This is a genomic window from Ochrobactrum sp. BTU1, from assembly GCA_018798825.1.
GTDB lineage: Bacteria > Pseudomonadota > Alphaproteobacteria > Rhizobiales > Rhizobiaceae > Brucella.
Genome location: CP076357.1, coordinates 164,636 through 181,660, shown reverse-complemented (window position 1 = coordinate 181,660; position 17,025 = coordinate 164,636). Strand labels below are relative to the sequence as shown.

The window sequence follows — 17,025 nt, the reverse complement described above, 5'->3', positions numbered from 1 at the left end:
GGAGGAACACACAACATGACGCCAGACCAGCGCGCGCTTAACCGTAACCATTGCGTATTACGCTATCTTCTCGATAAGCACGCAACGGAGCGCCCCACGGCACCATTCGTACATTTTTGGCCATCGACAGAATGGGATTACAAGACGACCCGAGACCGCGTTCGACAACGAGCAGCTACTCTGCAATCCCATGGCGTAAAGCGTGGCGATCACGTCCTCTGCTTTATGGGCAATGGTCCGGACTTGCTCACTACATGGTTTGCAATTTGCTATATTGGCGCTGTCTATGTTCCGATAAATACCGCCGCCCTCGGACGTCCATTGGAGCATATTCTCAACGACGCGGACGCGGCGCTCATGGTCGCACAGGCCGATCTGATAGACCGGCTGCATGACGTCGCTCCTGGAAAATTACAGAAAGTTTTGGTGGTTGAAGGCTGGAAAAATCACTCAATTGCTGATGTGGAAATCCTACCTCTGACTGATGTTAGTACGGTCAGCGAGGCTGAGCTCTCCCTCGAAACGCCGATTGAACCCTGGGACACGCTTGCAATAATGTACACGTCAGGCACAACGGGCAATGCCAAGGGTGTCATAACCTCGTATGTGCAGCTTTTTACGATGGGGCCTGACGCCTTTGATTGCGTGGATGAAGCGGATCGCTGTATGATTTGCGGTCCAATCTTCCATTGCGGCTCTACACTTTATGTCTATGCGATGCTGGCGCGCGGACTTTCAATTGGCATGATGCGCGAGTTTAAAACCCAACATTTCTGGCAGGCTGTTCGGGAAACGAACTCGACCTACTGTCTGTTGTTGGGTGTAATGGCCAGCTTCCTCTTAAAGCAGCCTGCATCACCGGATGATCGGAACCACCCGCTGCGCCGCGCCTTCATTACTCCATTTGGAGAAGATGGCCCATTATTCGCAAAGAGATTTGGCGTAGAAGCATGGACTATCTACAACATGACCGAGATTGCGAGCCCATTGGTTGCTGGGCCCGGCATTACACAAAAGGGCATCGCGGGCAAGCCGCGTCCATGGTATCAGCTACGCGTCGTTGACGAAAACGATATCGAAGTGCCCGACGGCAATGCAGGTGAGCTGGTCATTCGCTCTGACCGCCCCTGGGCTTTAATGAAGGGCTACTACAACAATCCGAAAGCCACAGTCGAAGCCATGCGCAACGGCTGGTTTCACACCGGCGATAGCTTCCGCAAAGACGAAAATGGGGTCTATTTTTTTGTTGATCGCCTAAAAGACGTAATTCGGCGACGAGGTGAGAATATATCGTCTTTCGCTTTAGAGGCCGAAGTACTTTTCCACGATAGTGTCAAAGAATGCGCAGCAATAGCTGTTCCGAGCGAATTGAGCGAAGACGAAGTCCTGATCGTCGTTACACCGGTGGAAGGGGAGGAGATTTTTGCGGATGAATTGCTCGAGTTTCTTTCAGGCCGGCTGCCTCGCTTTATGGTACCAAGATATGTACGGATTGAGGAATCTCTTCCAAAGACTTCCAGTGGCAAAATCCAGAAACATGTTTTGCGTAGCGAAGGAGTTACCGAAAACACGGTCGATCGCGAGCTGAGAGTGACGCGGGCAAGTTGAGCTCCGCACGCCCACTATCTATTATTCGAAAGACCCAGACATCATGGAAAACTTCGTATTCAACACAACGCCATCAATCGTCCTGCAAAACGGCGGCCTGACAAAGATTGTCGAGATTGCCGGGCATCTGTTGGGCAAGCGCGTTGTGCTCGTGACCGACAAGGGGTTGCGAAACCTTGGGCTGCTTACCCCTGCGACAAAAGCCTTGGAGCAGGCAGGGATTGCCATTTCAATTTTTGATGATGTGCAGGCTGACCCGCCCGAAAGCAATGTTATCGCCCTGAAGGATCAGATTGTAGCGCATGAAACTACTGGCGTCCTCGCCATCGGCGGCGGCTCCTCGATGGATGTTGCAAAGGTTGCGGCACTGCTTGCAAAGAGCGGTGAAGCGCTGAACGACATTTATGGTGTCAATATCGCACGCGGGCCGCGCTTGCCGCTCGTTTTAATTCCAACAACGGCAGGAACAGGGTCGGAAGTTACCCCCATATCGATCATCACAACTGGAGCGTCCGAAAAGAAGGGGGTCGTCTCGCCCCTTCTGCTTCCAGATATGGCAGTTCTCGATGCTGACTTGACTGTCGGCTTGCCAGCAGCGGTAACAGCTGCCACCGGCATTGATGCAATGGTGCACGCCATCGAAGCATACACGTCTGCTTCCTCCAACAATAACCCTTTGTCTCGTTCATTGGCGCGCAATGCCCTGCAACTGCTTGGTGCCAATATCCGTACAGCGGTCTTTGAAGGACAAAATCGCGACGCACGGGCCGCCATGCTGCTCGGCTCACTGCTCGCTGGCCAAGCTTTCGCCAATTCGCCGGTTGCGGCTGTTCATGCGTTGGCCTATCCGATTGGCGGGCATTTCCATGTCCCGCATGGTTTATCCAATGCGCTCGTGCTTGCGCATGTGCTGCGGTTCAATCTCCCGGAGGCGAGCCATGTCTACGCGGAAATTGCGACAGATGTCTTTCCCGAACTCGGCGCTATATCTGCGGAATTGCGGGGAGAAGCTTTTGTAGAAAGGCTGGCGGAGCTTAGCCGTGAACTTGGAGTGCCCCAGCGATTGCGCGACGTGAATATTGCGAAAGATGATCTGCCCAAGCTTGCGCGCGATGCAATGAAACAGACCCGCCTTCTGGTCAACAATCCGCGCAAGGTAACTGAGGCTGATGCGCTGACGATTTATCAGGCCGCATATTAATCAAAACCGCCGTTAATACCGTAAAAAGGCCGAATAAATCGGCCTTTTTTTGACTCAACAAATTTCGAAAAGGCCTGCAGCGCCCATGCCGCCGCCAACGCACATGGTGACTACTACATAATGCCCGTTACGCCTCTTGCCCTCAATGAGCGCATGCCCCGTCATACGCGCACCAGACATTCCGTAAGGATGACCAATCGAAATAGCGCCGCCATTCACATTGAGTTTCTCATTATCAATGCCAAGCTTATCGCGGCAATAAAGAACCTGTGCTGCGAAGGCCTCATTCAACTCCCACAGATCGATATCATCGACCGTCAGACCATGTTGCTTCAAAAGTTTCGGAACGGCATATACCGGGCCAATGCCCATCTCATCAGGCTCGCATCCAGCAACAGCCATCCCGCGATAAATGCCGAGCGGAGAAAGACCACGTCTTTCCGCTTCCTTCGCTTCCATAAGAACAGATGCGGACGCTCCGTCAGATAGTTGCGAGGCGTTGCCAGCGGTAACATAACCACCTTGGCTGATTGTCTGGCCGCCAGCAAAAACCGGTTTCAGTCCCGCCAAACCCGCCAATGTGGTATCGGGCCGGTTACCTTCGTCCCTGGTCAGTTCGACGGGTTTCGCCGAAACCTCACCTGAAACCTTATCTTTGACCGACATGATCGACCGAAGGGGTACAATCTCGGCGTCGAGCCGTCCCGCCAACTGGGCCGCAGCAGTACGCTGCTGTGACTGCAGTGCATATTCGTCTTGCGCCTCACGTGAGACGCCATAGCGCGCAGAAACGATCTCAGCCGTTTCGATCATGCTCATGTAAGTAGCAGGAAGACGCTCAGTCAGCCACGCATCGTTCCAGCGATGCACGTTCATATGCTCGTTTTGCACCAGGGATATCTGCTCAACGCCGCCACCAATGGTAATCATCATGCCATCGCCCGTAATCTGCTTGGCAGCAGTTGCGATAGCCATCAACCCAGACGCGCATTGACGATCCATCGATTGGCCAGGAACTGAGGCAGGAAGACCCGACCGCAGCAACGATGTGCGTGCGATATTCATGTGGGTCGTTCCTTGCTGAAGCGCTGCGCCAATGACGACGTCCTCAATCTCAGCTCCATCGATGCCTGCGCGCTCGACAGCCGCCGCAATTGCATGTCCCGCCAGCGCGGGAGCTGTGGTATCATTGAAAGCTCCGCGATAGGCTTTGCCAATAGGCGTCCGAGCCGTTGATACGATTACAGCTTCTCTCATCACAATTCCTCCACCGATCCTTGAACGTAAAGCCTTGCGGCTAATTCTTTAAGTTCCGTGGTAAGCGGAACTGGCCGTCGGGTTTCTCGGTTGACATAGACATGCACATATTCGCTTGCGGCAGCCGTCAATTCTTCACCATCCTTGAAAATGCCAAAGCCCCAAAGCAGACTCGTGTTACCGATGTGCTCGACGCGAACCCCAACGACGATATTACCAGGATATGAAATCTCGGAAAAATAGGTTGTTGAATTGCGCGCCACTACACCAATTGGCGTGGAACCATTCAGCTCCAGAGCGCCGGCGGCGATCAATGACCGGTTCAATGCTGCATCACAATATTGCAAATAGACGACGTTATTGACGTGGCCATAAATGTCCATATCGCTCCAGCGCGTCTGCATTTCGTAAAATTCTCGAAAAGCCGAACGAGATTCGGCCTTCAGGCGGGGTCGTGAGGTCGTCATTTGACAACCTCTTGCGCCCTCGACCTTGCGATGATGCGTTCAACATGCGCCAACCCGGCCCCAGTTTCAATAAAACTGGTCAAGTCGTCAACTTTAGTGAAAGCCGCGGCTACCGCCTCGGGCGTACGCTCGCCTTTCGGCAGATAAATGCCCTCGCTTTCCACAATCGCCATACGGGACACTGTACCTGCTCCTGCGAGCAGAACAGTCCGACTTGGTGCTTGTTCACTGACGAGAAAGAGAGCGGCCGGAACGACATTTTCGGGTGCGAGACGTACTAGCATCTCCTCGTCAAGTACATCACCAGTCATGCGCGTGGCAGCCGTTGGCGCAATCGCGTTGACGTGGATGCCGTACTTTTCGCCTTCAAAGTGCAAGACATTCATCAGGCCGACCAACCCAGCCTTCGCCGCTCCGTAGTTGGACTGACCGAAATTACCATAGACGCCCGACGTAGATGTTGTCATCAGGATGCGGCCATAGGTCTGGCTCTTCATGATGTCCCAAACAGCGCGGCTTGCATTAGCTGAACCAAAAAGGTGCACGTCGACCACTGCCTGGAAATCAGCCATCTCCATCTTCGCAAAGCTTTTGTCGCGCAAGATACCCGCGTTGTTAATGAGGATATCGATGCGTCCGAATTCCTCAACTACGCGCTTGGCCAGCGCCTGCATATCTTCGAATTTTGTAACGTTGCCTGCGTCTGCAATAGCAACGCCGCCGTTGGCTCTGATTTCTGCGACAACACTTTCAGCGGCCTCAGACGCGCCACCTTTTCCGTCGCGGCTACCGCCAAAATCGTTAACAACAACTTTTGCGCCGCGGTCTGCCAGTTCGAGCGCGTATGCACGTCCAAGCCCGCCTCCCGCGCCTGTTATGATTGCGACGGAATTTTCAAAGGAGATAGCCATTTTATGATCCTCAACCTACCGTAAGAATAAGCCATTCAGCGACCAGCGCCGCCTTGGCTTCGCCTTTGATTTCAACAGTCGCATTCAGGGTCTGAAGTTTACCATTCCCCTTCGACTGAATTGATTTCGAACTGAACACACCACGGATAGATGACCCCACTCTCACTGGAGCGAGGAAGCGGACCTTGTCGAAGCCATAATTGATTTCGACAGTACCCGTGGTAGCTTCCGGTAAAACCGCGCGGCTGAGCTTGGTCAACAAACCAAGGATCAGGAAACCATGTGCAATAGTTCCTCCGAAATCACTTTCTTTTGCTGCACGCACAGGGTCGGTATGAATGAACTGTTGATCATCGATCACATCCGCAAATCGATCAACAAGCTGTTGATCGATCTTGACCCAGTCCGAATAAAGGACTTCGCTTTCTATACCTGCCGGGGAAGCCGACGCTGCAGAATTCGGGCTTAGTTCCAAAATATCATCCTCCGAGCGTTGAAAAATGGTCGATGGACACACTAATCAACAACATACCGAGTAGTATGCACTTGAACATGGGTTTGTCTAGTGGCATTTTACTGTCGAAATTTGCTAGGCTTAAGGTGCCGCTTATCGACGCATAAAATTGGAGTAGCAGATGGCTGAAAGCCGCCGAAGTAACCGAACAGACAGTACTGGGAATGTCGTCATCCTAGAAACAGCCGCTCAGTGCTTCATGGAGCAAGGCTTTTCAACTACTAGCATTGATGACGTGGCGCGCAGGATGGGCTCGACGAAGGGGCGCATTTATCATTACTACTCATCAAAGACAGATCTTTTTTTCGACGTTCATCGTGAAGGCATGGATCGACTGTTCAAAGCCGTTGAACCCGTCATGGTGCTCAACGGTTCCGGCCTGCACCGACTTGAGGAGATGCTCATGGCGCACGCGCTCGCCATGATGAACAACGTCGCTTTCGAAGCGGTCGTGGTGCAAGGTGTTCACATGCATAAGCTCGCGGCGACCACCCCAGATCAGCGCCGTACGCTCAACGACCTTATTTCTGTGAGACGCCGTTTCGAGGATTTGTTCAAACAAGTCATTCGGGAGGGGATTGAAGACGGCAGCATTCGCCACGTCGATGTGTCGATCGCGACCAAGGCAGTCTTGGGCGCGGTCAACTGGCTATCGATCTGGTATCAACCTAGAAGTGCTGAAACCGAAAGCGACAGAATCGCGTTGGCAAGAGAAATCGTTAATGTCCAGACGAGAGGTCTTCGTGGGTGAGGAGGCAATCCAGCAATAGATGTTGCCAGGTTCTCATGGTCGGGGAATATTCGTATCTCTGCAGCCCTATCGTCGCCAAGTGAGCCGAGCCTAAACGCGTGCAGTGATTTGGAACAGCGTCGACTTATTTTTTTCCAGCAATCAACGGGCCGAGCCGCAGCGTAACAAGCAGATCTCTCCTGGAGATCATCGATCTGCAGTTTTATGTCCTGGCCTGCCCGCTGGTAGAGAAAACCTGATCGTTGACCCAGCTTAAGTTCACTGAATGATGCAGCTTCCCGGCCAATCCCTGCCCGAGCGTTCTGCACAGCTCGTAACGGAAATACCCACAACCAAGATAGAGGAAATAAACGCAATCCTTCGTAGCGCGACTTTCCTCATTACTTTGGCTCCCATTCAAAAATCTGCGTCTGCGCTGTTTTGATCGCCAATGCGATCGCTGCTTTGCGAGCTTGAAGTGGCCGCGCGATGCGCGGGCGCTGCCACCGGTAGGGCCTTAGTGGAGTATCTGGCTCAAAAACAGCTTGGTGCGTTCATGCTGCGGGTTGTCGAAGAACTCGGCTGGCGAATTCTGCTCAACAATCTGGCCCTGATCCATAAAGATCACGCGGTTTGCGACCTGACGGGCAAAGCCCATTTCATGCGTTACGCAGATCATCGTCATGCCTTCATCTGCAAGGCTCACCATTGTATCAAGCACTTCCTTGACCATTTCCGGATCAAGTGCCGAGGTCGGCTCATCGAACAGCATGACTTTCGGGCTCATGCAAAGCGCACGGGCAATTGCCACACGCTGCTGCTGACCGCCTGAAAGCTGGCCCGGATACTTGTTGGCCTGTTCTGGAATTTTCACGCGTGCCAGATAGTGCATCGCGATTTCTTCCGCCTGCTTCTTTGGCATTTTGCGAACCCAGATCGGTGCGAGCGTGCAGTTCTCCAAAATGGTCAGATGCGGGAAGAGGTTGAAGTGCTGGAACACCATGCCGACTTCGCGGCGCACTTCGTCGATCTTCTTGAGATCATTGGTGAGCTCAATGCCATCAACAATGATCTGGCCCTTCTGGTGCTCTTCCAGACGATTGACGCAACGGATCATGGTTGACTTGCCGGAACCCGAAGGACCGGCAACGACAATACGTTCACCCTGAGCAACGGAAAGATTAATGTCTCTAAGCACATGGAATGCCCCGTACCACTTATGCATCCCGGCAATACTTATAACATGATTTGGCGACGTGTCTTTTTTCGCTGCTTGTATCATCCTAGATTCTTCCTCAGTCCGTTGTTGGCAACCATCCCAGCCGTAGATGGTGTTTATCTTTCCGGAATAGACACACGGTTTTCGATAAAGCGGATAATCCTTCCGAACATCGCTCCCATAACCAGATAAATTGCGCCGGCAATTAGGAATGTTTCAAAGGGAGCATATGTCTTCGAGACAAAAATGCGAGCTGCTCCAGTCATTTCCATCACAGTCACCGCACTCGCAAGCGTCGATCCCTTCATAACGAGCACAAGTTCGTTGCCGATCGCCGGCAGTATCGATCGGTACACCTGCGGAAGTACGACCTTCATGAGGGAGACTGTATATTTCAGACCTAATGCACTCGCAGCTTCAAACTGGCCTTTGGGAAGCTGACGGATTGCACCGGCGATGACCTCAGATGTGTATGCAGCAGAATTTAATCCAATTGTTAAGATTGAGCAGTAAAGCGCGCTTCTCAAGACAGGCCACAAAATGCTTTCCCGGATAGCTTCAACTTGTCCAAAACCATAATAGACAATGAACAATTGAACCAGAAGCGGGCTACCGCGCACCAAGAACGTATAGGTTGATGCACAATATTGAAGCGACTTCGAGGCAGAGGTGAGCGCTAAAGCTAGTGGAAGGGCGACAAGCTGGCCGAGAGCAAAGCTCGCAAGCGTAATCAGTAGCGTCAACCAGATGCTGTTTTGAATAGCGAGAAACGCTGGAAGAAAAAGTTCAATAGACATGATATTACCGCGCCTGGGGCGTTAAATGGGCGGCATATGCCCTGATGATTAGTGTCGAGGCCCCCGTTACGGCTATGTAAAGGGCTGCGGCTGTCAGATAAAAAGCCAGAGGCTGGCGTGTTGCACCGGCTGCAACAACTGACATGCGCATAAGTTCCTCCAGTCCAATGATCGAAACAAGTGCACTTTCCTTGAGGATCACGAGCCATTGATTGCCTAACCCCGGAAGTGCTCGCGCCATCATCTGTGGCAGAGCAATCAGAAGGAAAGCCCGTGGGCGCCTTAAACCCAAAGCCATAGCCGCTTCCCACTGGCCGTTGGAGACGCTTAATAGCGCGCCGCGCAGTATCTCCGTGAGATACGCCGCTGACACAAAAGAGAGTGCCGCTATGCCTGCAGTTATCGCGTTCACTTCAACATATTGGCCAGCAATATTGGTCAGAAGAACAGTGCCGCCATAAAAAATCAGAAAGATCACCAGGAGTTCGGGCAAACCACGGATCAATCCGACATACAAACTGATCGCCCTTCGCACGGGAGCGGGAGCATAAATAGCGAGTGGGGCCAGCACAATCGCTGCCATCAGACCACAAAAAAAGCTGCCCACAGCAACCAGAAACGTAATACCCAGACCGTGAAGAAGCTGAGGAAGATATGCAATGACTGTAGACATCATTGTACCTCTTCGGAAGAGTTTCGCTGGCGGCTGAGTGCTTCAAAGAACTCCGCAGAAAATTCGATCATTCTGGCGAACTGCTTAATGATGATGTTTTCGTCAGGTGAATGAAGCATCGCACCATGGTGGGTCAGTCCGGCACCAAATAGTGTTGCACCCATCTCTTTAACGAAGGGATGCGCTAATCCTGAAGCGGGCGAGCTTGGCTGAACGATAGGCTTTTTGCCAAAATGCTTTTCCAACAGCTCAATACCCTTTTGGACCGCCCAATGCCCGTGATCACTGCGTACTGCCTGCACTTCAGCGTCGTGCACGATCAGTTCAATATCCTCAAACCCATGTGTATCGAGATGCTTACGTACAAGGTCAACGATAGCAAGCGGTTGCTGATCTGGCACAAGTCGGAAGTCCAGCTTGGCTGACGCCTCCGCTGGAAGCACCGTCTTGGCACCTTCCCCAGCGTAACCACCGCTGATGCCATTGACGTTAAGGCATGGTTCAAGATTGAGCTTTCGGTAGAAATTTTTCTCGCCAGTTCCTTCTAGAAGACGTTGCCCGCCAGTGGCTGCTTGCAGTCCCTTCAGGCCGTATGGAGGCGTAAAGACTAGTTCCTCGACGTGCCCGGGTACAGCTGAGACCAATTCATAGAACCCGTCGATCAGCACGCGACCCTGCTTATCGCGCATAGAGGCAACTGCGGCCGAAATGCGCCACAGTGGGTTATCGAAAAGGGCACCGAAACTTGAATGTAGATCAGCGCGTGCTGTTCGACATCGTAACTCGACCGCGGTAACACCTTTAAAGCCCATCAGAACAATCGGATGACCGTCGCTGTCGATCTCACCAAATTCCCACCAACATAGATCTGCCTTCAGTCCAGAAAAGCGTCTTTGAAGGAAATGCGAGAGTGACGGGCTCCCAATTTCTTCTTCACCATCAATTACCCAGATAAGACGATAGGGCAGAGGAACAGAATTCTTGTACCTGAACTTGCGCCAGCCCGCGAGGCGACTCATAAACTCGCCCTTGTCATCAGCGGAACCTCTTCCATACAACCGGCCGTCGCATTCAGTCAGGCTGAATGGTGGATTTGTCCAGAGCTCGATTGGGTCTTCAGGTTGCACATCATAGTGATTGTAGATCACCATTGTGAACGGACCCTCACCCGTCTCTGCAACAACGAATGGGCCCACATCCCCTGGAAATATCTCCGTTTTAAATCCATCAGCTTTCAGTAAGGCTGCTACCTTATCGGCACATGCAATCAAGGATTGTCCCCTTGCGCTGACCGATGGAATTTTTATGAGTTCAGACAGATCATTTATTGCGGACGAAAGGAATTCATTATCTTTATTCATGACTATTCCAGAACAAATGCGGGATAGCGGAAAAGCTACCCCATTTTAGCGTTACTTCTTGGAAAGATCGTACCCAAATCGGCTTTGAGAGAGCTTCGCGACTGTGCCGTCTTTAAGCATCGCAGCAATAGCTTCGTTCACTCTTGTCCGCAGTTCATTGTTGCCTTTTTTCAGCGCAATACCCTGCCCCTGTCCAAATTCTGGAAAATCAGCTCCGGTTAGAAGCGGACCGGCAAAGACAAGCTTGCCTTCTCCCCGCTCTTTTACCAGAGGCCCCCACGCGGAACGTTCCATCAGGCCCGCATCGATACGACCTGCCAGAAGGTCATCGGCAATCTGGTCAGGACGGTCATAGACGCGAACATCCGCATTTGGAAAATGCGCGCGGATTACCTGCTCATGGGTCGTGCCAGCCTGCACACCGATTGCAGAAGTTTCGAGTTTCACAATCAATCCAGAAGCGTCTTTGGTAGACGCAGCTTCATGTCCCGAGGCGACAACCATGGAATTTGGAGCGTCGGCATAAGCGGACGAAAAATCCACCCGCAGTGCTCGTTCTTCATTAATTGAAGTACCCGAAATAACGAGATCAAACTTGCCGACTTGCAAGCCGGGCAGCAAGCCATCATAAGCTTGGTTTTGCCATTCACAGGTTGCTCCAATACGCCGGCAGATTTCATCACCAACATCTCTGTCAAATCCAACGATCTGGCCATTTGCATCGACAGATTCCCAAGGCGGATAATCTGCACTTGTACCGATGTGCAATTGTTGCGCTCCGACGACCGTCACAGACGTACTAATGAGCAATGTTGCAAGAATAAATTTCATCAGATTCCCCTTTTATTATGAAACAGATGCTGCGCTGCGAACTGATCGCAGCGCAGCAAAACAATGATTAAGTGAGTTTGGCCTGCTGCTCTCTCAGATAGCTGGAAATCCGCGTCAAACCCTCTCGCAGGATTTCCGATCCGTTCGCGTAGCCGATGCGCAAATAGCCCTCCATATCCATGGCACTACCCGGTGTAAGCATAACGCCCGTTGAATGGAGCAGACCGAAACAGAATTCTTGCGATGTCATAGGCAGATCATAGCGAAGCAACGCTGTCGTACCTGACTGCGGCTTTATCCAACTAATCAGAGGTTCGCTCTCTACCCAATCACTTAGAATGGCGAGATTTCCGCGCGTGATTTCCTGGCTTCGTTTCAGTATCTTGTCGCGGTTCTCTAGAGCGATCGCCGCAAAATGATCATCAAGCATACCGACGCTGATAGTATTGTAATCGCGATGGATCGAAACAGCATGAATTAGTTCCGCAGGAGCGGCAATCCAGCCAAGCCTGAGACCTGCCAGTGAGTATGCTTTCGACATACTGGCGGTGCTGATACCTTTTTCATAGAGATCAGCTACAGAAGTGGTCATGCCATCGCCGTGCTGATCAGTACCGCGATAAACCTCATCGCAAAGAATCCACGCACCGCACGCACGCGCGATATCAACGATCTTCTTCAGGAAGTCCTCATCCATCAACGCACCCGTTGGATTGTTGGGATTGTTGATGGCAATAAGCTTCGTGCCCGGTACAGCGAGTTCTTTGAGTTCCTCGATATCCGGGAGGAATCCATTTTCCTCACGAAGTTTGAGAATCTGTATATCCGCACCGTAGCTTTCCGGAATCGAGTAATGCTGCTGATAGGTCGGAAGTACGGAGATTACGCGATCACCCGGCTCAACGAGTGTTTCGTGAACAAGCGCATTGGCTCCGATTGCGCCATGTGTGATCACGATATTATTGCGGTTTTGCTTCTGATAAAGCCCGGCAATAAGATCGCGGAGACGATCACTGCCTTCAATCGCGCCGTATGTAAGCTTTATAGGAAGAATTTCCGATAAAATTGTATCGTTCTTTCCCGCCATCTCCAGAAGTTGCGCGACTGTCAAGGATTCCACACAAGTCTCAGCGAGGTTCCACTCGCATTTGTTCTCCCATGCGTTCATCCATATCTCGACGCCAAAGTCGCGAATTTTCATAGATACACCTATTTTTACGTTGATTGTTTTACTGGGCTTTAACTGCAGTCAGAACCGCCGCTGCTGCCGCGATGTCTTCTAGACCAAGTCCAATGGAGCGGAAAAATGTGGGACGCTCATATGAAGGCTTCTCTGCGCGATGAGTGACCAGTTCCGGTAGATCACCGCGAATTTGATCGACACTCCACTCCCCGCAAGCGGCAGCGATTTTCATCTCGCCCGCGGATTGCGGTGTTGTCAGACGATAGTCGCAATAGACGTCGAAATCCGCGAGTGCTACCGGCTCGATTTCATGTGCATTCGCTGCATTGGTGCTAATTGAAGTGACCAGTGCATCTTTACGCAAATGTTCAAATTCGATGACCGGTGTTCCGGATGAAGTGCATAGCAACACGACGTCAGCGTCTCTGATCGCCTCTTCGGCACTTGCAGCGACACGAACATTTGCCCCGGACTTCAACTGTGTTGGGAGTTCAGTTTGCTGTGCTGCCCGAGGAGAGTAAAGGCGCACATCTTTCCAACCCCTAAGTTTCTCAACATAGCGCAGGTGCGCTTGCCCGACCGCACCGGTACCAATTATTGCTAGGATCTCAGAATTATCCCTTGCAAGATAATCAACCGCAATTGCCGTCGTCGCCGCGGTTCGTTCAGTTGTCAGACGTTTAGCGTCGCAAAGCAACAACGGGGTTCCCGTCTCAGATGACATCATAACAGTCCATGCTGTCACCAGGGAGTTTTCGCCATCCGCAATATAGGGGGAGAGCTTCGCTCCAAAGACCTTCTCATCAGCCAGTACGCCGAGATAGGTAATGAAATCACCTGCGTTATTCGGAAACAGGCTCAGTGTCTGTGGTGGCTGCGTCGCAGTTCCGTCACCAAGTGATCTGAACATGCGCTCAAGAAGGCTGCGAACATCTAACTTATCCAGTAAGCCCTGGATCGCGACATCATCGAGAACGATGGGGTATTGCTGCATGACTATGTACGTCCTATCAAGTAACTGAAGGTCGAGTTCGATCGGCTTCCACGGACTGCCCGTCCGGTGAAAGTTGACAGTTGAATAGCATGGCCAATGCGTGTAGGGATACGTTATGAGCAATATATTGCGCAGTCAAGAGCGTGGCGATGTTTTAATGCATGTTTCCGGAAATCTGAAAAAGCTGCGCACAGACGCAGGTCTTAGTCAAACAGCGCTGGCTGATGCATCAGGCATAAGTCGCAGGATGATTGTGGCCGTCGAGCGCGGCGAGGCCAATATTAGCCTTTCAAGTCTGGACAGACTTGCTTCCGCTCTGGGAGTGGACTTTATTGAACTTGTAAAGGATCCTGAACGCACAACACGATCAAATATCAATGAAGTGACTTGGAGAGGCCTGAAACCCGACAGCATGGCGACGCTGCTTGGCAGCGCGCCAGCCTCCGCTGAAGCACAGATGTGGCTTTGGAGCCTTGCGGCAGGTGAACGCTACGATGCGGAGCCTGACCCGTCTGGCTGGCACGAGATGATTTTTGTGACAGAGGGTACACTCACTTTGCAAATGGGCGATCAAATTGTTGAATACCAGACTGGAATGTTCGCGATCTACAGCTCGTCTCAGATGTATTCCTACGTCAACAATACCGCTCATAGGGTGTGTTTTGTCCGAAATGTACTGAGCTAAGGAGATGGACACCTGCAACAGGTTTACCTCTCGCTTATCAAATTCAAAGCCGCTTTTGCGCTGGTACATATCGTACGGAGCATCAGGCTTCCCACAGGCGGGTGGCCCTATCACCTTCTCCCTCATTGCGTTGTCTATAGGGGCAAGTGCCGCAGGTGGCGCAACGATGATACTAACGATGACACTGGCACAGATTGCATGCGCAGTGCCAATCGTACGCGTTGGTCGCCATCTTAATCCTGTTTCTTTTCTGAGGATTCTTGTATTTTTCCGGACATGCGCACTTGTGGCTATCGCTTTGCTTGCAGCTTGGGAAGCACCATTATTCTGGCTTGCGGGTTTTGCAGCAGTTGCTGGTTCGGTGAATGGTGCCGTTTACGGTCACCTGCGCCTTTTGCTAAGTTCCCTAACACACACCAATGATTTGCCCCGTGCACTCGGCATCGCTGCGACACTGAATGAGCTGACCTTCGTGCTCGCACCGGTAGCGGCTTCTGGCATTGGAAGCATTTCTCCAATGTTAGCATTGCTCTGCTTTGCCGGGATCGGGGCAATTCCAGTACTACTTCTTCCCAGTGCGCCATTCGTACAAAAAGCTGATGCGCAAGGCGGTTCCAGCTCCCTGTTCAATGGTGCTATTTCACTATGGTTGCTGTGCGCGGCAGCGGGAAGCGCCATCGTCGCGGCAACTGAGATAGGGGCGGTCTCACTTGCGTTAAAGTTTGGCTACGAGCCCGTCTTTGCCTTTCTATTTACCGTGCCTTTGTGTCTGGCTTCAGTGTTAGGAGGCGTTTGGGTCAGTGTTCGCAATAGGATCTCGTCAGAAAAGGCCGTGACTGTTCAGCTCTTTATCGCTGCTACAGGCGCACTAATCACTGCTCTTCAACTGTCTGTTACGACAACGATTGTTGGCACAATCCTAATGGGACTGGTTATCGCACCGCTCGGGACATATTATTCGTTGAAGCTCGATCAGCTGGCTCCTCCTGTAAGACGAGCGGAAGTGTTCGCACTTTTGCGGACGGCCAATGCCTCCGGCATCATCATAGCAAGCTCCGCCCTGACGCTCCTCCCTTTGAATTGGGCACTTATGACCGTGACTCTGATCATGCTAAGTGTTGCCTCTACCGCGACCATAGTGCTCAGAAAAAAAGGCTAAAGCAAACCGGGGTGGAAGCAGAGTTAATTGAGCGAAGTGGTCACAATTTGGAGAAAGAGCAACGTTTCTGCACGATGATGAGTTCAAAGATTGGGGAACGCCATCTAAGGCGGCTTCCGCCTAATCGTCCTGAACGTTCGCATCGAAGGCCCAAAGGCGAGCCATGCACTGACCATCAATATCTCCGAAAGGATCAGCAGGCAAAGTTTCGTTTCCAATATTATGGGCCGTCAAAAATTCAAATGATAGGTTTTTCAAGCCCTTCCAGGCTCGTTTGCTCTCCCATTAATTCACTTTTGATCCAATCCTTGAACACCATCAAAGGCCAGTATGCTGCACGCTCACTGAGCCAAGCCAGGTAATAATATTCTGAGCCCTTCAACCCTCGCTCCACAGGAACAACCAACTTACCGGTCGCAAGCTCTTCGCGGATCATAAACTCCGGCACCAGTGCGAAGCCTAATCCAGCAACGACCGATCGGATGACCATTTCAAATTGATCGAATAATACCCCATGTACTGAATCAAATGAAACATTGTTGGACGACATCCAAAGTTCCCAAGCGTTTGGACGTGAAACAAGGTGGATCAGAGGCGCGAGCTTGATATCTGCAGCACAGGAAATTGGATATCGTTCCAGAAGCTCTGGACTGCAAACCGGTACGACGACTTCGCGCTTAAGAAATGCGAATTCTACCTCTTCGATGTCAGGCTTTCCAAAATTTATCATTGCATCAATCTGATCAGTCTGCAGATCAATCTCATTCCATTTGGAAATGACATTAATGATAATCCCTGGACGGCTTTTATGAAATGACGGCAGCCTCGGTGCAAGCCAACGGCAGCCAAATGTCGGCAGGACAGCTAAATTCAGGCTACCACCTGCAGGGTTTGCCCGAAGATTTAGGGAAGCATTGCTTATCCGACGCAGAGCTTCACGCACATCACGGGCATATCCTTCTCCGCCAACAGTCAGTTTAATCGTTTGGCGTTCTCTGTGAAATAACTCGACCCCGATTTGCTGCTCAAGGGCTTTAATCTGTCGGCTCACAGCACTTTGTGTTAAATCAAGTTCTCGCGCAGCTGCAGTGATACTGCCTGTTCGAGCAGCGGCTTCAAACGCAGTTAGGAGCGGAAGCGATGGTAAGAAACGCCGCGGTACCTGCATCTTCAAATTGCCCTCGCGCTCAGTGCCTTGTTCTGGAAATATACTGTCACGCCTGCGGTTTTTCGACAAACTTAGTACCCCTTGCCAGAAAGCATTGTGGAAAAGATTGAGATTTGGGAATTCGGCAAGTCCGACCCCTTCTTTTGTTTGGAATGGACATCGCCTTAATTCTCGCCTCTGATGAGGCAACGGCCCATTCCCGAACGCCAATCCGGCATCATCCCGATGGATGTCGTTAAGTACTGAGAGGTGCTCTACAACGCGAAA

General features: G+C 51.6%; 17 protein-coding genes. 5 read left to right on the top strand and 12 right to left on the bottom strand.

The window, feature by feature from the left end; translation table 11 throughout:
- The first annotated feature begins 15 nt into the window (after positions 1–15).
- Both KMS41_24465 and KMS41_24460 read left to right on the top strand, forming a co-directional pair.
- Positions 16–1,608, top strand: coding sequence for an AMP-binding protein (locus KMS41_24465; GenBank protein ID QWK81647.1), 1,593 nt, complete (start codon positions 16–18; stop codon positions 1,606–1,608).
- A gap of 43 nt (positions 1,609–1,651) precedes the next feature.
- Positions 1,652–2,809 carry an iron-containing alcohol dehydrogenase gene (locus tag KMS41_24460; GenBank protein ID QWK81646.1) on the top strand — a complete coding sequence of 386 codons (1,158 nt, stop codon included), beginning with the start codon at positions 1,652–1,654 and terminating at the stop codon, positions 2,807–2,809.
- A 54-nt stretch (positions 2,810–2,863) separates the two neighbouring features.
- Here KMS41_24460 and KMS41_24455 read toward each other — a convergent pair whose 3' ends face one another.
- Genes KMS41_24455 through KMS41_24440 form a run of 4 tightly spaced genes read right to left on the bottom strand, consistent with a single transcriptional unit; the run spans position 2,864 to position 5,919 of the window.
- Complete coding sequence (locus KMS41_24455; protein QWK81645.1) at positions 2,864–4,066, bottom strand: acetyl-CoA C-acyltransferase; 1,203 nt, start codon at positions 4,064–4,066, stop codon at positions 2,864–2,866.
- Positions 4,066–4,533: an acyl-CoA thioesterase gene (locus KMS41_24450; protein QWK81644.1), complete on the bottom strand. Its 468-nt coding sequence runs from the start codon at positions 4,531–4,533 to the stop codon at positions 4,066–4,068. The genes KMS41_24455 and KMS41_24450 overlap by 1 nt, the downstream gene beginning before the upstream one ends.
- The gene (locus KMS41_24445; GenBank protein QWK81643.1) at positions 4,530–5,444 is read right to left on the bottom strand and encodes an SDR family NAD(P)-dependent oxidoreductase; all 915 of its coding nucleotides are present in this window, start codon (positions 5,442–5,444) and stop codon (positions 4,530–4,532) included. Before KMS41_24445 ends, KMS41_24450 begins: the two co-directional genes overlap by 4 nt.
- A 10-nt stretch (positions 5,445–5,454) precedes the next feature.
- Positions 5,455–5,919: a MaoC family dehydratase gene (locus KMS41_24440; protein ID QWK81642.1), complete on the bottom strand. Its 465-nt coding sequence runs from the start codon at positions 5,917–5,919 to the stop codon at positions 5,455–5,457.
- 160 nt (positions 5,920–6,079) lie between these two features.
- Here KMS41_24440 and KMS41_24435 point away from each other — a divergent pair, with 160 nt between their 5' ends.
- Positions 6,080–6,709 (top strand): TetR/AcrR family transcriptional regulator, encoded by a 630-nt coding sequence (locus tag KMS41_24435; protein QWK81641.1) that lies wholly within the window; start codon positions 6,080–6,082, stop codon positions 6,707–6,709.
- 496 nt (positions 6,710–7,205) lie between these two features.
- Here KMS41_24435 and KMS41_24430 read toward each other — a convergent pair whose 3' ends face one another.
- The 7 genes from KMS41_24430 to KMS41_24400 all read right to left on the bottom strand — a co-directional run bounded on the left by KMS41_24430 (position 7,206) and on the right by KMS41_24400 (position 13,746).
- Positions 7,206–7,970 carry an amino acid ABC transporter ATP-binding protein gene (locus KMS41_24430; GenBank protein ID QWK81640.1) on the bottom strand — a complete coding sequence of 255 codons (765 nt, stop codon included), beginning with the start codon at positions 7,968–7,970 and terminating at the stop codon, positions 7,206–7,208.
- Positions 7,971–8,023: 53 nt separating this feature from the next.
- A complete protein-coding gene (locus tag KMS41_24425; protein ID QWK81844.1) occupies positions 8,024–8,707 on the bottom strand; it encodes an ABC transporter permease subunit in 684 nt (227 codons plus the stop codon).
- Position 8,708: 1 nt separating this feature from the next.
- Positions 8,709–9,380: an ABC transporter permease subunit gene (locus KMS41_24420; protein ID QWK81639.1), complete on the bottom strand. Its 672-nt coding sequence runs from the start codon at positions 9,378–9,380 to the stop codon at positions 8,709–8,711.
- Positions 9,377–10,738 carry a M20/M25/M40 family metallo-hydrolase gene (locus tag KMS41_24415; protein ID QWK81638.1) on the bottom strand — a complete coding sequence of 454 codons (1,362 nt, stop codon included), beginning with the start codon at positions 10,736–10,738 and terminating at the stop codon, positions 9,377–9,379. The genes KMS41_24420 and KMS41_24415 overlap by 4 nt, the downstream gene beginning before the upstream one ends.
- Positions 10,739–10,789: 51 nt before the next feature.
- On the bottom strand, positions 10,790–11,569 hold the full coding sequence (locus KMS41_24410; protein QWK81637.1) for a transporter substrate-binding domain-containing protein: 780 nt from the start codon (positions 11,567–11,569) through the stop codon (positions 10,790–10,792).
- Positions 11,570–11,636: 67 nt separating this feature from the next.
- Positions 11,637–12,770: an aminotransferase gene (locus KMS41_24405; protein QWK81636.1), complete on the bottom strand. Its 1,134-nt coding sequence runs from the start codon at positions 12,768–12,770 to the stop codon at positions 11,637–11,639.
- 28 nt (positions 12,771–12,798) lie between these two features.
- Positions 12,799–13,746: an ornithine cyclodeaminase family protein gene (locus KMS41_24400; protein QWK81635.1), complete on the bottom strand. Its 948-nt coding sequence runs from the start codon at positions 13,744–13,746 to the stop codon at positions 12,799–12,801.
- 115 nt (positions 13,747–13,861) lie between these two features.
- On the opposite strand from KMS41_24400, the gene KMS41_24395 reads away from it, so the two are divergent.
- Both KMS41_24395 and KMS41_24390 read left to right on the top strand, forming a co-directional pair.
- Complete coding sequence (locus KMS41_24395; GenBank protein QWK81634.1) at positions 13,862–14,431, top strand: XRE family transcriptional regulator; 570 nt, start codon at positions 13,862–13,864, stop codon at positions 14,429–14,431.
- A gap of 166 nt (positions 14,432–14,597) precedes the next feature.
- Positions 14,598–15,590: an MFS transporter gene (locus KMS41_24390; protein ID QWK81633.1), complete on the top strand. Its 993-nt coding sequence runs from the start codon at positions 14,598–14,600 to the stop codon at positions 15,588–15,590.
- Between the two features lie 238 nt (positions 15,591–15,828).
- Here the strand turns inward: KMS41_24390 and KMS41_24385 are convergent, their stop codons facing one another.
- On the bottom strand, positions 15,829–16,758 hold the full coding sequence (locus KMS41_24385; GenBank protein QWK81843.1) for a LysR family transcriptional regulator: 930 nt from the start codon (positions 16,756–16,758) through the stop codon (positions 15,829–15,831).
- Positions 16,759–17,025: the final 267 nt, after the last annotated feature.

Bases quoted from the DNA above. Each gene is read 5' to 3' on its own strand.
- KMS41_24395 (QWK81634.1), top strand. From the start codon at position 13,862: ATGAGCAATATATTGCGCAGTCAAGAGCGTGGCGATGTTTTAATGCAT.
- KMS41_24410 (QWK81637.1), bottom strand. From the start codon at position 11,569: ATGAAATTTATTCTTGCAACATTGCTCATTAGTACGTCTGTGACGGTC.
- KMS41_24385 (QWK81843.1), bottom strand. From the start codon at position 16,758: ATGCAGGTACCGCGGCGTTTCTTACCATCGCTTCCGCTCCTAACTGCG.
- KMS41_24420 (QWK81639.1), bottom strand. From the start codon at position 9,380: ATGATGTCTACAGTCATTGCATATCTTCCTCAGCTTCTTCACGGTCTG.
- KMS41_24405 (QWK81636.1), bottom strand. From the start codon at position 12,770: ATGAAAATTCGCGACTTTGGCGTCGAGATATGGATGAACGCATGGGAG.
- KMS41_24435 (QWK81641.1), top strand. From the start codon at position 6,080: ATGGCTGAAAGCCGCCGAAGTAACCGAACAGACAGTACTGGGAATGTC.
- KMS41_24430 (QWK81640.1), bottom strand. From the start codon at position 7,970: ATGATACAAGCAGCGAAAAAAGACACGTCGCCAAATCATGTTATAAGT.
- KMS41_24460 (QWK81646.1), top strand. From the start codon at position 1,652: ATGGAAAACTTCGTATTCAACACAACGCCATCAATCGTCCTGCAAAAC.
- KMS41_24445 (QWK81643.1), bottom strand. From the start codon at position 5,444: ATGGCTATCTCCTTTGAAAATTCCGTCGCAATCATAACAGGCGCGGGA.
- KMS41_24400 (QWK81635.1), bottom strand. From the start codon at position 13,746: ATGCAGCAATACCCCATCGTTCTCGATGATGTCGCGATCCAGGGCTTA.
- KMS41_24455 (QWK81645.1), bottom strand. From the start codon at position 4,066: ATGAGAGAAGCTGTAATCGTATCAACGGCTCGGACGCCTATTGGCAAA.
- KMS41_24390 (QWK81633.1), top strand. From the start codon at position 14,598: ATGATACTAACGATGACACTGGCACAGATTGCATGCGCAGTGCCAATC.
- KMS41_24415 (QWK81638.1), bottom strand. From the start codon at position 10,738: ATGAATAAAGATAATGAATTCCTTTCGTCCGCAATAAATGATCTGTCT.
- KMS41_24450 (QWK81644.1), bottom strand. From the start codon at position 4,533: ATGACGACCTCACGACCCCGCCTGAAGGCCGAATCTCGTTCGGCTTTT.
- KMS41_24465 (QWK81647.1), top strand. From the start codon at position 16: ATGACGCCAGACCAGCGCGCGCTTAACCGTAACCATTGCGTATTACGC.